This window comes from Mesorhizobium australicum (assembly GCF_900177325.1).
In the GTDB taxonomy this organism is placed as follows: Bacteria; Pseudomonadota; Alphaproteobacteria; order Rhizobiales; family Rhizobiaceae; genus Mesorhizobium_A; species Mesorhizobium_A australicum_A.
Window position 1 is genome coordinate 1,926,339 of the sequence record NZ_FXBL01000004.1, and the last position, 14,518, is coordinate 1,940,856.

The window sequence follows — 14,518 nt, forward strand, 5'->3', positions numbered from 1 at the left end:
AAACCAGTTCGGCAAGAATGACTACGGGACATATCTGAAAGGCACAGGACGCCGCCGTCACTCACAATCGATTCATCGATCAAAGGACGTGCTCTAGCGTCGCCAACGGATGACAGTTCAGCGACTGGTCAACCAAAATTCCACAGCGATCTTACTCATCGCCAAAATTTATCTTCCCTACTATCGAGGCAGCTAACAGGCGACTACCCAAAATGTTCAGGTGATTGTCATCTCTATAGAGTACCGCATTCCCCCGCGTCATACTGCATACTTCGCCGGAACAAAGCTCTCGCCCAATCGAGATGTATTGAATACTGAATTCTCCTGCCAGTTCCTTGAGAATTGTTTCATAGACCGTCTCCTGTTAAATTAATTTATCTATTTTTATTTCACAAGTGTGGCTACGTCGATATATGCAATTATCCGGGCTCTTCGCGAACACTGGAACATCACCCAATAAAACTACACGATGACCGGCGAACTGCAGGAACTTTATTGTTTCGGAAAATCCCCGTCGGAAGTCTTCGGAATCTAATACTCTTCGATTGTATTGCATCGCGAGAAAGATCGTTTTTGAAGAGCTCGCGCTTCCCAGATACGAAAATACTTCCCGAAACACCTTCTCGTCGCGATAGGGCGGTGCGGCAAAGATAAAATATCCAACATTTATTCTTGGGCGCGCCTCCGCCAGCCCTAAGAACAAATGCTCCACATGTGAGTCCCCGAGCAAAATCCAGTCCAAGTCTCCTGCGCGAGATTGCCTGCAACGAACAATCCCTTGATATATTAGTGCGCTCGCACGTAGTTTCTCCGGTTCACAATCGATATATCTTTTACTCAAATATTCAAAAAAACTCTCATTTCCTGTATCACCGACAAATAAGGGATCAAATCGACTTCTAAAACCATCCTTCATATGGCCCAATGCACCAAATCCGATCAAGCCAATAGACATTATTGTTGAACCTAGAAAAATCATTCTTCGACTAAAAGCAGGGACTCTGCTTCTAAACGGCATCTCGACGGCATAGTATGTGAAAACCGCGAGCAGCACCGAAGTAAGTGTTGCGATGACCAATTGCGACTGTGTTATTTCAATCGATGAATACTGTCGCAAAAAAGCGAATATAGGATGGTGCCAAAGGTATAAACTGTATGATATAAGCCCAATACCGATACTTAATCGTGAAGACAAAATCGCATACAATATTGTATTTGGCAATGCAAATATTATTATAAGAACGGCTCCAAGAGTAGGAATAAGGGTATAAAGACTAGGAAACGGTGTCAGATTATCATAACGAATTACCGAATAGGCTATAAAAGAAAGGCCCAAGAGTGATAGAAAGTTGTTTGCCCATCCGGCCGTACTTGTATCTCGATCGTGCATGTAGAACGCTACGAACGCACCAATGAGTATCTCCCATGCCCGCGTGGAAAGCAGATAGAAGGTGGCGCCAGGGTATCTGGATGAGCCCCAGTGCGCCGCAACCAGACTCAGAACGAAAGTAGCCACGAGCATCCCGACAACTATTCGGGTGCCGCAGCGCCAAGCGACGATTAAGAAGACCGGAAAGATAATGTAGAACTGCTCTTCTACGGCCAAACTCCATGTATGTAAGAGTGGCTTCAATTCCGTAGCTGTGTCAAAGTATCCACTCTCGCGCCAAAACAAGATATTTGATGTAAACGACGCAACAGCCAATAAGCTCTGTGAAAAATCCTTCATGTCGTTAGGTGGCAAGAGAAGCCATGCAGTCGCGATGCAGAAAACATCGACACCGACAAAGCCCCCGTCAAAATAATCGGGAAGTATCCCCTTGACACAAGTAGAGGGTTCGTTCTATGAAGGGGCATGAGAAAGAGCAAATCCCCTGCCTTTTCGGTCCGCGACTTCTTCGCCCGGTTTCCCGATGATGAAGCCTGCCTCCAGCACATCATGGACGTGCGATTCGGCATGCGTCACGCCTGCCGCGAGTGCGGCGTTGAGGCGACCTTCCACCGTATGACTGACCGCCGCGCGTTCGCCTGCGCGGCTTGCGGCGACCATGTGTATCCGACCGCCGGCACCGTGTTAGAGGACACCCGCACGCCTCTCCAGTCGTGGTTCTATGCCATCTATCTGTTCGTCACGACGCGCCACGGCGTTTCGGGCAAGGAACTCCAGCGCCAGCTTGGCGTGACCTATAAGACGGCTTGGCGAATGGGCATGAAAATCCGCGAGCTGATCGGCTCGGGCGAGGACTTCGACATGCTCCAGGGTCACGTCGAAATGGACGAAGCGTATGTGGGCGGCAAGCGTCCCGGCAAGCGCGGTCGCGGCGCCGAAGGTAAGACGATCATCATGGGCATGAAGCAGCACGGCGGGCCGATCCGCACTGTTGTCATCCCGAACGTAAAGAAGCCGACCCTTCGCGGCGTAGTGCTTAAGAACGTGAAGCCGGGTTCGGTCGTCTCGACGGACGAACTGATGTCCTATGGCTTACTGACCGACGATGGTTACGTGCACGGCACCGTGACGCATTCTGAGAAGGTCTGGCGCGCTTACGATCTGCGCACAAAGCAGTTCCATTCGACCAATTCGGTGGAGACGTTCTGGGGGCTGTTCAAGCGTTCGATTTGCTCGACGCATATCAGCGTGTCCAGCAAATACATGGACCGCTACCTTGCGGAATTCACTTTCCGGTCGAACTATCGCGTGATGCAGAACGCGATGTTCGATCTGATTGTGTCTCGTGTTTGATCACCTTGGAGGCCGCACCTAAGAACGCGGCCTCATTTGCCGCGCCGATGCCCGCTTCCTCAGCCTGACGAATGAAGTCTTCCAAGCGGTTTTCTTTGATCGCCCGCGCCAAGGTCAGTTCCATCCTAGGTTCCCACTAACGGCCTGTTGACCTGCCACTGAACTGTCATCCAGTGGCGATTAGAGCCTCGGCCGTTTCTGTTACGCCGTAGGGCGCGGGTTGAGCAACCGGTGGAGACGCGAAGCCCTTATCGAGCGAAGCGTCGGAGGCGGTTGCGGCGAGGGTTCCGGCGAAGGCCGCCGGGGTCTGGTAGCCGAGCGAGGAGTGTGGCCTCGCGGTGTTGAAGTCCTGCCTCCATTCGGCGATGGCGCTGCGCGCATGGTCGATGCCGAAGAACAGGCTCTCGTTCAGCAGCTCGTCCCGCATCCGCCCGTTGAAGCTCTCGACATAGCCGTTCTGCATCGGCTTTCCCGGCGCGATGTAGTGCCACTCGACACGATGGTCCTTCGACCAGGCGAGGATGGCGTTCGAGGTGAACTCCGTGCCGTGGTCGGAAACGATCATGGCCGGCCTGCCGCGACGGCCGATCAGATCGGTCAGCTCACGTGCCACCCGACGACCGGAGATCGACGTGTCGGGGATCGCGGCCAGGCATTCGCGCGTCACGTCGTCGACGATGTTGAGCACGCGGAACCGCCGACCGCAGGCGAACTGGTCGTGCACGAAGTCCAACGACCAACGCGCATTCGGTCTCGCCTCGACCAGGATCGGCGCTCGCGTGCCCACCGCTCGTCGCCGCGCCCGGCGCTTGCGAACTGTCAGCCCTTCCTCCCGGTAGAGGCGATAGATCCGGTTGATCCCCGAAGGCTCACCCTCCCGCCGCAGCAGAATGAACAGGCGCCGATAGCCGAAACGCCGGCGTTCATTGGCGAGGTCACGCAGCTTGCCGCGCAACTCCGTCTCCGGCGGACGGCAGGACCGGTAGCGGATCATCTTGCGATCGGCACCGACGAAGGAACAGGCCCGCCGCTCCGACAGGCCCATGGCGGACCTCAGATGCGCGACGGCTTCGCGCTTGGCGGCGGGCCCTACCATTTTTTTGACAGCAGCTCGCGAAGGGCCGAGGCTTCCAGCATCTGGTCGGCGAGCAGCTTCTTCAGCTTCGCGTTCTCGTCTTCCAGGGCCTTCAGGCGTTTGGCGTCGGACACGTCCATGCCGCCATACTTCGCCTTCCAGTTATACAGCGTCGCCTCCGAAACCCCGTGCTTGCGGGCCAGGTCGCCCGCCTTCGCACCCGCCTCGTGCTCGCGCAGAACCGCGATGATCTGCTCTTCCGTAAACCGCTTCCGCTTCATCTGTCCGTCCTTCAATCGAGGCCGGACTCTAACTCCAGGTGGAGGAAAAACTCAGTGGCAGGTCACTGTTTACGGGGCATTGGTATCAGTCTAGAATCGCCTGAGGAGGCTTGCGAGTGACTAAGCCGCTTCGGCATGACGAGATACGTCTGATAATTAAGCCAGCCGATGCGCCGGCCGATTCCACGCGTCCTATTCCCGCGAGAGTCCTTCAGCGCACCTTTAGCACAGTTCTCCGATCGCTCAAAGTTGCGGACGCGGAACTCCACGATAAGGCTCACCGAAGCGAGTTTTTTATCTCGCATCTCGCTATGGGATCAAACGAGATTGGTGTGTTTGAGCAGCCGCGGTCTGCCTCACCCATGTCGTCGATCGACCTTTTCAGGCAGATTACGGGTTCAATCTATCGCAGTGAATTTGAACGCGCCGCTGAGAGTGAGAACGTTGCCAAAAGTGTTGTGGCGGTAGGTAAGGCGGTTGATATTGATTTCCCGGCTGTCGCTCTATTCCCGACGGACAGCATCCCTCTGGACGGTTTCTTTGCGAAACAGGCAGATCGCCTCAGGCAAACGATGACGACAAGTGGCCTCAAGAGCCTCTTTTTTGCCGGAAGTGCCATTGGGGCATTTGATGGCACGCTAGGGGAAATCGACTATCGCGGCCCAACGTGGACAGGGCATTTGGTTCTGCCTGGCGGTGGAGTCCAGATTGAATGCGTTTTCAACCGAAGCATGGGTGAGGACGCATTTAATCGGTATGGAAACAAGCGGGTATCGATAAGCGGTCGGGCAATCTACACCGGCGACAGTCAACTGCCGGAACGTATCGAAGTGAAGACAATCGAAGAGATACCACTGGCGCGAGAAGCCATCGACATACGGGGCAGTCTTTCGGGGAAACGTTATTTCGGCGTTCGGGGAAACAGTGACGGCAAAAATCTCCAGTAGCTCCAACCATTTCCTCGATACCAACGTGGTGTTGCGCCACGCCAACGACGATTCCGGCGAGTTCGCCACTGATATTGCCACGATCCTTTCGGAGTCAGCCGGCAAAGCCCCAACGCGCAAACTATGGGTAAGCCACGTTTTGTTCGGGGAACTTCGGGCGAAGAATTTTAAGCCCGGCAGATTCACAGACGTGAACGATCTAGCTCGATACATTCGTTCGATTGCTACGGTCGTGACCCCTGATCCGGCAACAATGCTGAGGGCTGCGCGGCTCCGCAATTTCGATTGGACAAGATCGCCCGCAAAGAAGGGCAAGCAGGAAAAGCCCCGGTGCATGACCCTCGGGGACGCCATCCATCTTGTGTCAGCGCTTTGGGTGAAGGAAGCCACCGAAGTTTCGGATCTAGAGTTTATGACGTTCGACAACAGCTCAAACAAGTCGGTAGAAACCGACATCGGGACAAAGGCGCTGCCGATCCTAAACCTTGAGGAATTCACTCACGGGATAAGCAGCGACCCCGACGTTTTCGCTCTTCTTCGATTACAGAGGCTTAGGCCCATTCTGAGACAAATGCCTTTTGATCTTGGCTAACTTGCTTCAAGGGGATACTTCCCAAATAATCAAAGCCTGCGTGGAAAAAAATAACAGAAACAACTGGGAAAGCTCGAAGTCCGTCAATTTCACTTCGATATTTCATGTAGATTTAAATCTCCATACCGTAGCTGTTTATTATTCTGTCTCGCATCCAAGCCTGCTCTGTAATCGTGTTAATGTGAGTTTCACTATAAGTAGTCTAACAATAGTCGTCCTGTAGTAGAATTATCCCCATGGCGTACATGAAAACGGTTGTTTCTTCGAAATGACCAACCCGTTAATATCGAAGTCACGGCATGCTTACAAAAAGACACACACGTTCCTTCACGCTACCTTATCATATTCGCTAGGCCACCAAGGTATTTCATATTCATTTTCACCTAAGACCCCAATCTCCTCCGGCTTGAGGGAGACGGCTGGAGGATTTTCCGGGCTGAAGCTCACGGCGAATGGGATGCGCCGGAGCCATTCATGAGCGATATTGGCGGCTTGTTGCCGATGGCGCTGTGAGGACGAACCTCGTTGTAGTCTCGACGCCAATGCTCCATCTTCCGACGGGCGTCGTCAAGCGTTAAGAGCCAGTGCGCGTTCAGACACTCCGCCCGGTACTTGCCGTTGAACGACTCGATGAAGGAGTTGTCGGTCGGCTTGCCTGCCCGATGATAGGCGCGCCGAACGTCGTCCGCGCCGACATGGCCAAGTTCCGCTTTGATGGCGTCAGCTCCCCATTTGCCGCTCTCGTTCAGCAATGTGAACGCCGTGGCTCGGAGGCCATGCGACGTGGCTTCGGCATTCAGATAACCAAGCCGCCTGAGCGCAGCGTCGGGTGCGTTTTCGCTAAACGGCCGTTCCGGTAACTGGATCGACGGGAACGCCAAACGCCGTTTGCCGGTGTGGTTTCGAAGCTCCCGCAGAACCTCAACAGCAGAGCCGGAAGCGGCTTCCTATGTTCCCGACGTATCTTCAATCGTGTAGTCGGGATCGTCCAGACGCGGTTGTCCAGATCGAACTCTGTCCATTCGGCTTGCCGCAGTTCGCCTGGCCGAGGATATCGAAGCGCCATGAGCTTCAGTGCGGCGCGGGTTTCCGCCGTGCCGTCATAGTCCCAAAGCGCCCTCAGTAGGCCGGCGCACTTTCGCCATTTGGTGATCGCCGCACGGTGCGTGACAATCGGAGTCATAAGCGCGCCACGTAAGCCGAACGTAGCATCGTTCGTTGCGCGCGAAGTCGAGATAACGCAGCGGAACACTTGGCCGATCACCGCACGCAGTCGGCGCGCCGTCTCGTAATTGCCGTCGCCTTCAACCTTTCGCAGTGGCACGAGGATTTCGGCGACGGTGATTTCGGCGATTGGTCGCTTTCCAAGCCTGGCGAGCGCGATTCCGTCCAGCCAACGCTTCTTTGTAAGTGTAGCCTCTGCCTTTCCTTCCCGTTCCACCTTGACCAAGTATTCGGCGGCGACGGCCTCGAAGGTGTCCGCAAGCATGGCCTTCTGTCTTGCCTACTCCTGTTTCGCCTCGACAGACGGATCGATCCCGCCGGCCAGCAGCCGCTTCGCTTGGGCGCGCCGTTCAAGGGCGTCGGAGAGTGAAACGGCAGGATATGCCCCCAGCGCCAGAAGCATCTGTTTGCCGCCATACCGATAGGCGAGACGCCATAGTCTGGAGCCTTGCGGCGTAATCAGCACACGCAGCCCGCTGCCGTCACTCACTTTTCGGGCGGTCGATTCGGACTTCAGACTGTGCACTGCGCGTCAGAGAGTGCATTGTTGGTATCCCGTGCTGGCCTCCGACCCCTCAAGGCCGGAATACCAACGATGATGCCAACACTTCGATCGGATACTAACACACCGCGCTGGACGTCACCGGACGATCAGACAACAAAAAGCCCGGAAATCCGGGCTTTCTTTGGTGTTTCTGAACTTCCTAGGACAGCCTGAAACGGGAATTTGGTGCCGAGGAGAGGACTCGCATTCGCAGCCACCCGCAAATCACCGCAAGAGTGAATCACGAAACGGCTGGAATGAGCAGGTTCTTCGAGGTGTCTGCCTGTCTCGATGGCAGCTATGGTCACAGTGTCGGATTTGCTGAGGTGATCGCCATTGTTATCAATCGCGCGATCGTCTGGGCGGATGGCACCTTTCGAAGTCGCCCGTCGGATGCGCGTTCGGCGCAGCGGCGGCGGGTCGCGCACTAGTCTAGAGCACGTCCCGTGATCAATGAATCGATTATGATATGACACGGTCGTTCTCCGATGATTCGCTTTTCCGCTTCGGCCGTCGAGTTCTACTTCATCGTCTCATACCCTAACGCAGTGATGCCGAATTTCGACTGGGTCTACCGGTCGAAACATGGCTCTTGGCAGAGCAAACCGAACTATGATGGGCGGTTGAACATGATGGCTTGTGGGTCTAGTGAAAACAGCATGCGGAACAACACTCTGATCACAGCCATCACCGCGACAATGCTTTTCGGGATCGCCATGACCTACATGGTGTCGCGGGCTAACCAGTACACTACGAAGACCACCCCGCCGATTCCATCAGAACCCCTGTACATCGAAGGGCGGCTTTCGATCGAATCCGTCGAGGACCTGAGCGTAGCCGGGCACCGGATACGCCTGTGCGGCGTTGCTTTCGTGCGCGCTGTGGAACTGCGCCCCCTAGTGCTTGAGGCCATGAAACGCGAATTCGAGGGAAAGACAGTCACGTGCAGGCAGGTCGGCGCAGGCACGCCTTGCGACGGACGAAGCGCTCCAAGTTTTCAGCGTTCATCGGTGATGCAGTGCTTCATTGGGGAAACTGACGTAGCCCAGGCTCTGGCCGAGCGAAAGCTATTATGTGACGTAGCCGCGCTCTCCGGCGGGCGCTATCCGGGTTGTTAAGAAAACTCGTGGACCGTTCAAGCTATCGTAGGACTTGGGTCGCCATTTGCTGCTCGACCCGATCTTACAACGCGCCGTCGTTGTTAGATCGAAACTTCATCAATCACACTTCGCCGAGGGCGCGGCGTCTGGCGAGCTTTTTCATCCGGGTTTGGATTTCGTCTTCAGCGGCATGTGCGGGATCGAACGGACGCCCGTGCCAGCGTTTGAGTTCGCGATGCTGCTCGTGCTTGGGATCGGCGACGGCATCGAGGAACAATTCGAAGCCGGGGATGCCGCCGACATCTTCGGGTGGGGCGCGGCCGGCACCGTCGATGTAGCGGGGATACTCGGCAGCGGGATCGGCGTCGCCGATTGCCTCGATCGTGATCGTGTGCCGCCAGTCGTCGCCGAAGTCGTAGGTGTAGGTCAGTTGCGTGATGCCGCGATCGACCAGCGTTCCGAGCCGCATGGTCTTCGCCGAGTAGGTTTTGTCGCGCAGGCTGTCCCATTCGGGATCGGGAATGGCGTAGCGCTTTCCGTGGGCCCGGAACTCGAACAGGTGATAATTGTCGAACGGCATGGCCGCCTGGATGACGTCGTGCAAGGCCTTGAGCGTTGTCGTCAGCGGCACCTCGGCGCGCCGCCAGATGGCGGGCTGCCAGTCATCGAGTTGGATCCTGATGCGGGCGATGCGATCGGCGTGGCTCATGCCGCCAGTCTTGCAGATTCCCCCTCCAGTTCCACGGCAGGAGATCGGTCAGTCGGTTCTGCGGCGCGGCGGCGATGCGGGCGAGCACATCTGCGAGCCAGGCCTGCGGGTCGACATCATTGAGCTTTGCCGTGCCGAGCAGGGTATACATGACTGCCGCGCGATCGGCGCCGCGCTGGGAGCCAGCGAAGAGCCACGACTTTCAGCCGAGAGCCAGGCCACGCAGCGCCCGCTCGGCAGCATTGTTGGTCCGGCAGATGCGCCCGTCTGCGAGGAAACGGCTGAACCCTTCCCAGCGCTTGAGCATGTAGTCGATCGCCTGGGCGACCGGGGCGTGGCGCGAGAGCCTGGCACGCTCGCCACGCATCCACTCTTCCAGATCGGCAACGAGCGGCGCGCTCCTTTCGGTCCTGACGGCGAGGCGCTGTTCGACGGCCAGTCCATTGATGTCGCGCTCGATGTCGAACAGCAGATCAATGCGTTTGACGGCCTCGAAGGCGATCGGCGAGATCGGCGGCGCGGCCTTACCCCGGCGTTGCGCCCGCTTGGCGGCCGTTCGCCGTTCGGTCAACTGCGGGACCTGGTTCGCAGGGTGCAGGCGGACTGCGCCGTCGACGTGGACACCAACAGCTACTCGGTGCCCTGGCGGCTGATTGGGGAGACGGTGCAGGTGACGATCTGTGCCGGCCGCATCGTCGTTCGCCATGCCGGCGAGGTCGTGGCCGACCACGCGGTCTGCTCCGGCCGCCGTCAGCGCATCACCGATCGCGCCCATCTCGCCGGTGTCGTGGGCGCCGACGGCCCCGTGCGGCGGACAACGCCGCCGCCGGCGCCGCCTCCTGCCTCGTTGCTGCGACCGCTTGCCGAATATGAGCTCGCCGCGGGAGGTGGCTGGTGATCGAAACCATCGACCACGACGCGCTGGTCGCCATGCTCGACCGGCTGAAGCTGACCGCAATCCGCGACCAGCTCGACACGCTGCTGGACGAGGCGGCCCGCTCGGACATGACATTGCGCGAGGCGCTCAGCTTCCTCGTCTCGCGCGAGATCGCCCGACGCGACGAGCGACGCACGAAATGGCGACCAAGCTCGCGCAGTTCCCGTTCGTGCGCGAGCTGGAGGGCTTCGAATGGACCGCACAGCCTTCAGTGGATCAGCGCCAGATCCGCGAACTGGCGACCTGTCGCTGGATCGCCCATGGCGACGCGCTTCTGTTCCTGGGACCGCCCGGAACCGGCAAGACGCATCTGGCGGTCAGTCTCGGACGCGAGGCGATCCGGCACAACTACAGCGTCCAGTTCGTCACGGCGGCGACCCTGGTGGCCACACTGGCCAAGGCCCATGGCGACGGCAGGCTCGACGAGCAGTTGACGATCTACGCCAGGCCCAGGCTGCTGATCATCGACGAACTCGGTTATCTACCGTTCGAACCCGACGCCGCGCATCTGTTCTTCCAACTGGTCAGTCGTCGCTACGAACGCGGTTCCATGCTGGTGACGTCGAACCGCTCCGTCGTCGAATGGGGAATGGTGTTCGGCGATCCCGTCGTCGCCACGGCGATCCTGGACCGGCTGCTCCACCACTGCAGCGTCATTACCATCCGCGGCGACAGCTATCGCCTACGCGAAAAGCGCCGTGCCGGCCTTCTGCAGAAGGTCGGCACGGCGCACGAACAGCAAACTGAAAACGCCAACCAATGAGGGGGTCAGTTCTTCATGTCGCCAAAGGGGTCAGTTCCCGGAGTCGCTTGACAGTGTGTCAGGCGACCTGAGAAATTGACCCCCTTCCGACACGAGGAACTGCCCCCCTCTTCGTGAAGAGGAGGGATGATGGAAACGTTCGAATCCGGCCACTCTGTCCCGCGTGGATCAATGACGCGGGGAGAGGAGATGCTGCAGCCCGAGGAGGTGGCGGCGATGATGCGGCTGCACGGACTTGGCTGGGGAGCCAAGCGGCTAGCGCGCGAGTTCGGCTGCGCACGCAACACGGTGCGACGATATCTTCGCCAGGGTGGTTCAGCGCCGTTTCGGCAGCCTGCGCGGCGTTCGGCGCTGGACGGGCTCGAGGATTGGCTGCGCGAGCGGTTCTTCCGGCACGGCGGCAATGCCGACGTCATCCGCCAGGAACTGGCGGCCGAGCATGGTGTGGTGCTCAGCCTTCGCCACGTCGAGCGGCGTGTCGCGGGCTGGCGGCGTGAGCTTAAGGCGCAGACCCGCGCGACGGTGCGGTTCGAGACGCCGCCTGGAAAGCAACTGCAGATCGACTTCGGCGAGGCGCGAGTGTGGATTGGCGAGGAGAAGCTGCGCGTGCATCTGTTCGTCGCCATGCTCGGCTTCTCGCGTCGGATGCACGTGCGGGCCTCGCTGCGGGAGCGGCAGGCGGACTGGTTCGAGGGAATGGAGAGCGCCTTCCTGCACTTCGGCGGCGTGCCCGTGGAGGTGCTTCTGGACAATGCCCGGGCGCTGGTCGAGCATCACGACGCGGTGACGCGGGAGGTTCGGTTCAGCGCCAAGCTTCACGCCTTCGCGCGGCACTGGGGCTTCCGGCCCCGCGCCTGCGCGCCGTATCGGGCCCGGACGAAGGGTAAGGACGAGCGCGGCGTCGGCTATGTGAAGAAGAACGCGGTGGCCGGCCGTCGCTTCGACAGCTGGGCAGCGTTCGAAGCGCATCTGGCCGCATGGTGTCGCGATGTCGCCGACCAGCGTGTTCACGGCACCACGGGCGAGCTGCCGGCCGTGCGCTTCGCGCACGAGGCGCCGGCGTTGCGCCCGCTTGGCGGCCGTTCGCCGTTCGGTCAACTGCGGGACCTGGTTCGCAGGGTGCAGGCGGACTGCGCCGTCGACGTGGACACCAACAGCTACTCGGTGCCCTGGCGGCTGATTGGGGAGACGGTGCAGGTGACGATCTGTGCCGGCCGCATCGTCGTTCGCCATGCCGGCGAGGTCGTGGCCGACCACGCGGTCTGCTCCGGCCGCCGTCAGCGCATCACCGATCGCGCCCATCTCGCCGGTGTCGTGGGCGCCGACGGCCCCGTGCGGCGGACAACGCCGCCGCCGGCGCCGCCTCCTGCCTCGTTGCTGCGACCGCTTGCCGAATATGAGCTCGCCGCGGGAGGTGGCTGGTGATCGAAACCATCGACCACGACGCGCTGGTCGCCATGCTCGACCGGCTGAAGCTGACCGCAATCCGCGACCAGCTCGACACGCTGCTGGACGAGGCGGCCCGCTCGGACATGACATTGCGCGAGGCGCTCAGCTTCCTCGTCTCGCGCGAGATCGCCCGACGCGACGAGCGACGCACGAAATGGCGACCAAGCTCGCGCAGTTCCCGTTCGTGCGCGAGCTGGAGGGCTTCGAATGGACCGCACAGCCTTCAGTGGATCAGCGCCAGATCCGCGAACTGGCGACCTGTCGCTGGATCGCCCATGGCGACGCGCTTCTGTTCCTGGGACCGCCCGGAACCGGCAAGACGCATCTGGCGGTCAGTCTCGGACGCGAGGCGATCCGGCACAACTACAGCGTCCAGTTCGTCACGGCGGCGACCCTGGTGGCCACACTGGCCAAGGCCCATGGCGACGGCAGGCTCGACGAGCAGTTGACGATCTACGCCAGGCCCAGGCTGCTGATCATCGACGAACTCGGTTATCTACCGTTCGAACCCGACGCCGCGCATCTGTTCTTCCAACTGGTCAGTCGTCGCTACGAACGCGGTTCCATGCTGGTGACGTCGAACCGCTCCGTCGTCGAATGGGGAATGGTGTTCGGCGATCCCGTCGTCGCCACGGCGATCCTGGACCGGCTGCTCCACCACTGCAGCGTCATTACCATCCGCGGCGACAGCTATCGCCTACGCGAAAAGCGCCGTGCCGGCCTTCTGCAGAAGGTCGGCACGGCGCACGAACAGCAAACTGAAAACGCCAACCAATGAGGGGGTCAGTTCTTCATGTCGCCAAAGGGGTCAGTTCCCGGAGTCGCTTGACAGTGCGCGGCGGCGAGGTCGGAAGGGAGCGATTCAGCAGCGGACACAGGGCGATGGAATCACATCCACCGCCATGTGCAAGGCTAAAGTCTTCAGCCAGTCGCCGTCGGCCGCCAAGTCTTCTGCGGCATGCGCCAGTCGATGCCTTCGAGCAGATAGCCGAGCTGCGCCGACGTGATCGTGACCGCGCCGTCGGCCGGCGACGGCCAGATGAAGCGGCCGCGCTCGAGCTTCTTCGAGAACAGACAGGCGCCCTGGCCGTCGTGCCACAGAACCTTGATCAGATCGCCGCGGCGACCGCGGAAGACGAACAGGTGACCATTGTGCGGATCACGCTTCAGCGTCTCCTGCACCACCAGAGCCAGGCCCGGAAACCCTTTCCTCATGTCGGTGTGACCTGTCGCCAGCCACACCCGCACGCCGCTCGGAACCGGGATCATCGCGACCCGAGTGCGTCCAGAACGCGCCGCAGCGCTTCCGCATCCACGTCACGGTCGACGCGGACGCGGCGCCCGCCGCCAAGCTCGATCTCGATGACGCCGCTCTTGCGGCGACGTCGGCCGGGAGACGCCGATGCCGCCGGCGCCTCAACCGCGGGCGGCAGGGTAGCAGCAGGAACGATCTCGACCGGAACCAATTGCGATGAACTGGCATCGACCCGATCACACAGCTCCTTGCGCCATCGAAAGAGCTGGCTGACGTGAATGCCCGCCGATCGCGCGACTTCCGACACCGATACGCCGGGCTCGAACGACGCCGCGACCAGGCGCTCCTTCTCCTCCCGCGACCACCGCCGGCGCCTCTCAACCGACGTGATCACCTCCACCCGCGGCATCGTCATAGGGCTACTCCTAGGATTATCCCTAGGACTTCCGACGTTCGCCCTCAGCCCACAAGGCGGCCCTCACCGGAGGGATACCGTAAACACAACGCGCTGGTGAGTTGGGTGACGAGCCTGAGTTGCAGTCGCGGATCTTTCACGCCCGTTGCAGCCAGCAGCTGCGCGGGCGAGGTGGCAAGCGTTAGTTTGGCTTTCTCGGTCTTGGCGGCCATTCCGCGCCCCTGTCCTGGTCAGACCCAAGGTGCCGGTCTCGCAACTCGCCAATTCGTGGCGCGCCTAACGTGCTGGCGACTATGCGGTCGTAGTGCCTCTCCGCCAAGTCCGTTTCTCTAGTGTACATGGGATTGCTATTCGGTTCTCCCCTTTACCCCACCCCCCACCTCCTTCGGTGTGCGCAGAAGTGCGATAATACCGATAACCCCAGATACATCCGTGTAGGTGGAAGCACGACAATTGGCGGTCTTGAGGAAAGCGGAAGCGCCTG

General features: G+C 59.6%; 13 protein-coding genes and 7 pseudogenes. 9 read left to right on the forward strand and 11 right to left on the reverse strand.

The window, feature by feature from the left end:
- Positions 1 to 151: 151 nt before the first annotated feature.
- Positions 152 to 1,729, reverse strand: a pseudogene (locus B9Z03_RS11780) (acyltransferase family protein).
- Positions 1,730 to 1,855: 126 nt separating this feature from the next.
- Between B9Z03_RS11780 and B9Z03_RS11785 the strand changes: the two are divergent.
- Positions 1,856 to 2,743: an IS1595 family transposase gene (locus B9Z03_RS11785; protein WP_085464378.1), complete on the forward strand. Its 888-nt coding sequence runs from the start codon at positions 1,856 to 1,858 to the stop codon at positions 2,741 to 2,743.
- 166 nt (positions 2,744 to 2,909) lie between these two features.
- Here the strand turns inward: B9Z03_RS11785 and B9Z03_RS11790 are convergent, their stop codons facing one another.
- Both B9Z03_RS11790 and B9Z03_RS30265 read right to left on the reverse strand, forming a co-directional pair.
- A complete protein-coding gene (locus B9Z03_RS11790; RefSeq protein ID WP_244561880.1) occupies positions 2,910 to 3,980 on the reverse strand; it encodes an IS3 family transposase in 1,071 nt (356 codons plus the stop codon).
- A pseudogene (locus B9Z03_RS30265) lies at positions 3,947 to 4,099 on the reverse strand (transposase); the annotation flags it as partial. The gene B9Z03_RS11790 and the pseudogene B9Z03_RS30265, both read right to left, overlap by 34 nt.
- A 116-nt stretch (positions 4,100 to 4,215) precedes the next feature.
- On the opposite strand from B9Z03_RS30265, the gene B9Z03_RS11795 reads away from it, so the two are divergent.
- On the forward strand, positions 4,216 to 5,046 hold the full coding sequence (locus B9Z03_RS11795) for a hypothetical protein (RefSeq protein ID WP_085464379.1): 831 nt from the start codon (positions 4,216 to 4,218) through the stop codon (positions 5,044 to 5,046).
- On the forward strand, positions 5,024 to 5,638 hold the full coding sequence (locus tag B9Z03_RS29385; protein ID WP_139832238.1) for a hypothetical protein: 615 nt from the start codon (positions 5,024 to 5,026) through the stop codon (positions 5,636 to 5,638). The genes B9Z03_RS11795 and B9Z03_RS29385 overlap by 23 nt, the downstream gene beginning before the upstream one ends.
- A gap of 443 nt (positions 5,639 to 6,081) precedes the next feature.
- On the opposite strand, the pseudogene B9Z03_RS29810 reads toward B9Z03_RS29385, so the two are convergent.
- The 3 genes and pseudogenes from B9Z03_RS29810 to B9Z03_RS30275 form a co-directional block, all read right to left on the reverse strand.
- Positions 6,082 to 6,306: pseudogene (locus tag B9Z03_RS29810) on the reverse strand (integrase core domain-containing protein); the annotation flags it as partial.
- A 128-nt stretch (positions 6,307 to 6,434) separates the two neighbouring features.
- Positions 6,435 to 7,127 (reverse strand): tyrosine-type recombinase/integrase, encoded by a 693-nt coding sequence (locus B9Z03_RS30270; protein ID WP_244561722.1) that lies wholly within the window; start codon positions 7,125 to 7,127, stop codon positions 6,435 to 6,437.
- Between the two features lie 15 nt (positions 7,128 to 7,142).
- Entirely contained in the window at positions 7,143 to 7,388 is a 246-nt protein-coding gene (locus B9Z03_RS30275; protein ID WP_244561723.1) for an Arm DNA-binding domain-containing protein, read from the reverse strand.
- Between the two features lie 275 nt (positions 7,389 to 7,663).
- On the opposite strand from B9Z03_RS30275, the gene B9Z03_RS29815 reads away from it, so the two are divergent.
- Positions 7,664 to 7,837, forward strand: coding sequence for a hypothetical protein (locus B9Z03_RS29815; protein ID WP_176247498.1), 174 nt, complete (start codon positions 7,664 to 7,666; stop codon positions 7,835 to 7,837).
- 57 nt (positions 7,838 to 7,894) lie between these two features.
- On the forward strand, positions 7,895 to 8,524 hold the full coding sequence (locus B9Z03_RS11810; RefSeq protein ID WP_085464381.1) for a hypothetical protein: 630 nt from the start codon (positions 7,895 to 7,897) through the stop codon (positions 8,522 to 8,524).
- Positions 8,525 to 8,627: 103 nt separating this feature from the next.
- On the opposite strand, the gene B9Z03_RS11815 is transcribed toward B9Z03_RS11810, so the two are convergent.
- Positions 8,628 to 9,215, reverse strand: coding sequence for a plasmid pRiA4b ORF-3 family protein (locus B9Z03_RS11815; RefSeq protein WP_085464382.1), 588 nt, complete (start codon positions 9,213 to 9,215; stop codon positions 8,628 to 8,630).
- Positions 9,169 to 9,750: pseudogene (locus B9Z03_RS11820) on the reverse strand (IS66 family transposase); the annotation flags it as partial. The gene B9Z03_RS11815 and the pseudogene B9Z03_RS11820, both read right to left, overlap by 47 nt.
- Here B9Z03_RS11820 and B9Z03_RS11825 point away from each other — a divergent pair.
- The 4 genes and pseudogenes from B9Z03_RS11825 to istB (B9Z03_RS11840) all read left to right on the forward strand — a co-directional run.
- A pseudogene (locus B9Z03_RS11825) lies at positions 9,751 to 10,113 on the forward strand (Mu transposase domain-containing protein); the annotation flags it as partial.
- Positions 10,113 to 10,915: pseudogene (istB, locus tag B9Z03_RS11830) on the forward strand (IS21-like element helper ATPase IstB). The pseudogenes B9Z03_RS11825 and istB (B9Z03_RS11830), both read left to right, overlap by 1 nt.
- 171 nt (positions 10,916 to 11,086) lie before the next feature.
- On the forward strand, positions 11,087 to 12,340 hold the full coding sequence (istA, locus tag B9Z03_RS11835) for an IS21 family transposase (protein WP_432417032.1): 1,254 nt from the start codon (positions 11,087 to 11,089) through the stop codon (positions 12,338 to 12,340).
- Positions 12,340 to 13,142: pseudogene (istB, locus tag B9Z03_RS11840) on the forward strand (IS21-like element helper ATPase IstB). Before istA ends, istB (B9Z03_RS11840) begins: the two are co-directional and overlap by 1 nt.
- Before the next feature lie 143 nt (positions 13,143 to 13,285).
- Here the strand turns inward: istB (B9Z03_RS11840) and tnpB are convergent.
- Genes tnpB through B9Z03_RS29820 form a run of 3 tightly spaced genes read right to left on the reverse strand, consistent with a single transcriptional unit; the run spans position 13,286 to position 14,246 of the window.
- Positions 13,286 to 13,633 (reverse strand): IS66 family insertion sequence element accessory protein TnpB, encoded by a 348-nt coding sequence (gene tnpB, locus B9Z03_RS11845; RefSeq protein ID WP_085464384.1) that lies wholly within the window; start codon positions 13,631 to 13,633, stop codon positions 13,286 to 13,288.
- On the reverse strand, positions 13,630 to 14,034 hold the full coding sequence (tnpA, locus tag B9Z03_RS11850; protein ID WP_085464385.1) for an IS66-like element accessory protein TnpA: 405 nt from the start codon (positions 14,032 to 14,034) through the stop codon (positions 13,630 to 13,632). Before tnpA ends, tnpB begins: the two co-directional genes overlap by 4 nt.
- A gap of 44 nt (positions 14,035 to 14,078) precedes the next feature.
- Complete coding sequence (locus tag B9Z03_RS29820; RefSeq protein WP_176247499.1) at positions 14,079 to 14,246, reverse strand: hypothetical protein; 168 nt, start codon at positions 14,244 to 14,246, stop codon at positions 14,079 to 14,081.
- Positions 14,247 to 14,518 lie beyond the last annotated feature (272 nt).

Excerpts from the sequence above, each read along its gene's own strand:
- B9Z03_RS11785 (WP_085464378.1), top strand. The coding sequence starts at position 1,856 with ATGAGAAAGAGCAAATCCCCTGCCTTTTCGGTCCGCGACTTCTTCGCC.
- B9Z03_RS30270 (WP_244561722.1), bottom strand. The coding sequence starts at position 7,127 with ATGCTTGCGGACACCTTCGAGGCCGTCGCCGCCGAATACTTGGTCAAG.
- B9Z03_RS29815 (WP_176247498.1), top strand. The coding sequence starts at position 7,664 with ATGAGCAGGTTCTTCGAGGTGTCTGCCTGTCTCGATGGCAGCTATGGT.
- B9Z03_RS11810 (WP_085464381.1), top strand. The coding sequence starts at position 7,895 with ATGATTCGCTTTTCCGCTTCGGCCGTCGAGTTCTACTTCATCGTCTCA.
- B9Z03_RS11815 (WP_085464382.1), bottom strand. The coding sequence starts at position 9,215 with ATGAGCCACGCCGATCGCATCGCCCGCATCAGGATCCAACTCGATGAC.
- istA (WP_432417032.1), top strand. The coding sequence starts at position 11,087 with ATGACGCGGGGAGAGGAGATGCTGCAGCCCGAGGAGGTGGCGGCGATG.
- tnpB (WP_085464384.1), bottom strand. The coding sequence starts at position 13,633 with ATGATCCCGGTTCCGAGCGGCGTGCGGGTGTGGCTGGCGACAGGTCAC.
- tnpA (WP_085464385.1), bottom strand. The coding sequence starts at position 14,034 with ATGACGATGCCGCGGGTGGAGGTGATCACGTCGGTTGAGAGGCGCCGG.
- B9Z03_RS29820 (WP_176247499.1), bottom strand. The coding sequence starts at position 14,246 with ATGGCCGCCAAGACCGAGAAAGCCAAACTAACGCTTGCCACCTCGCCC.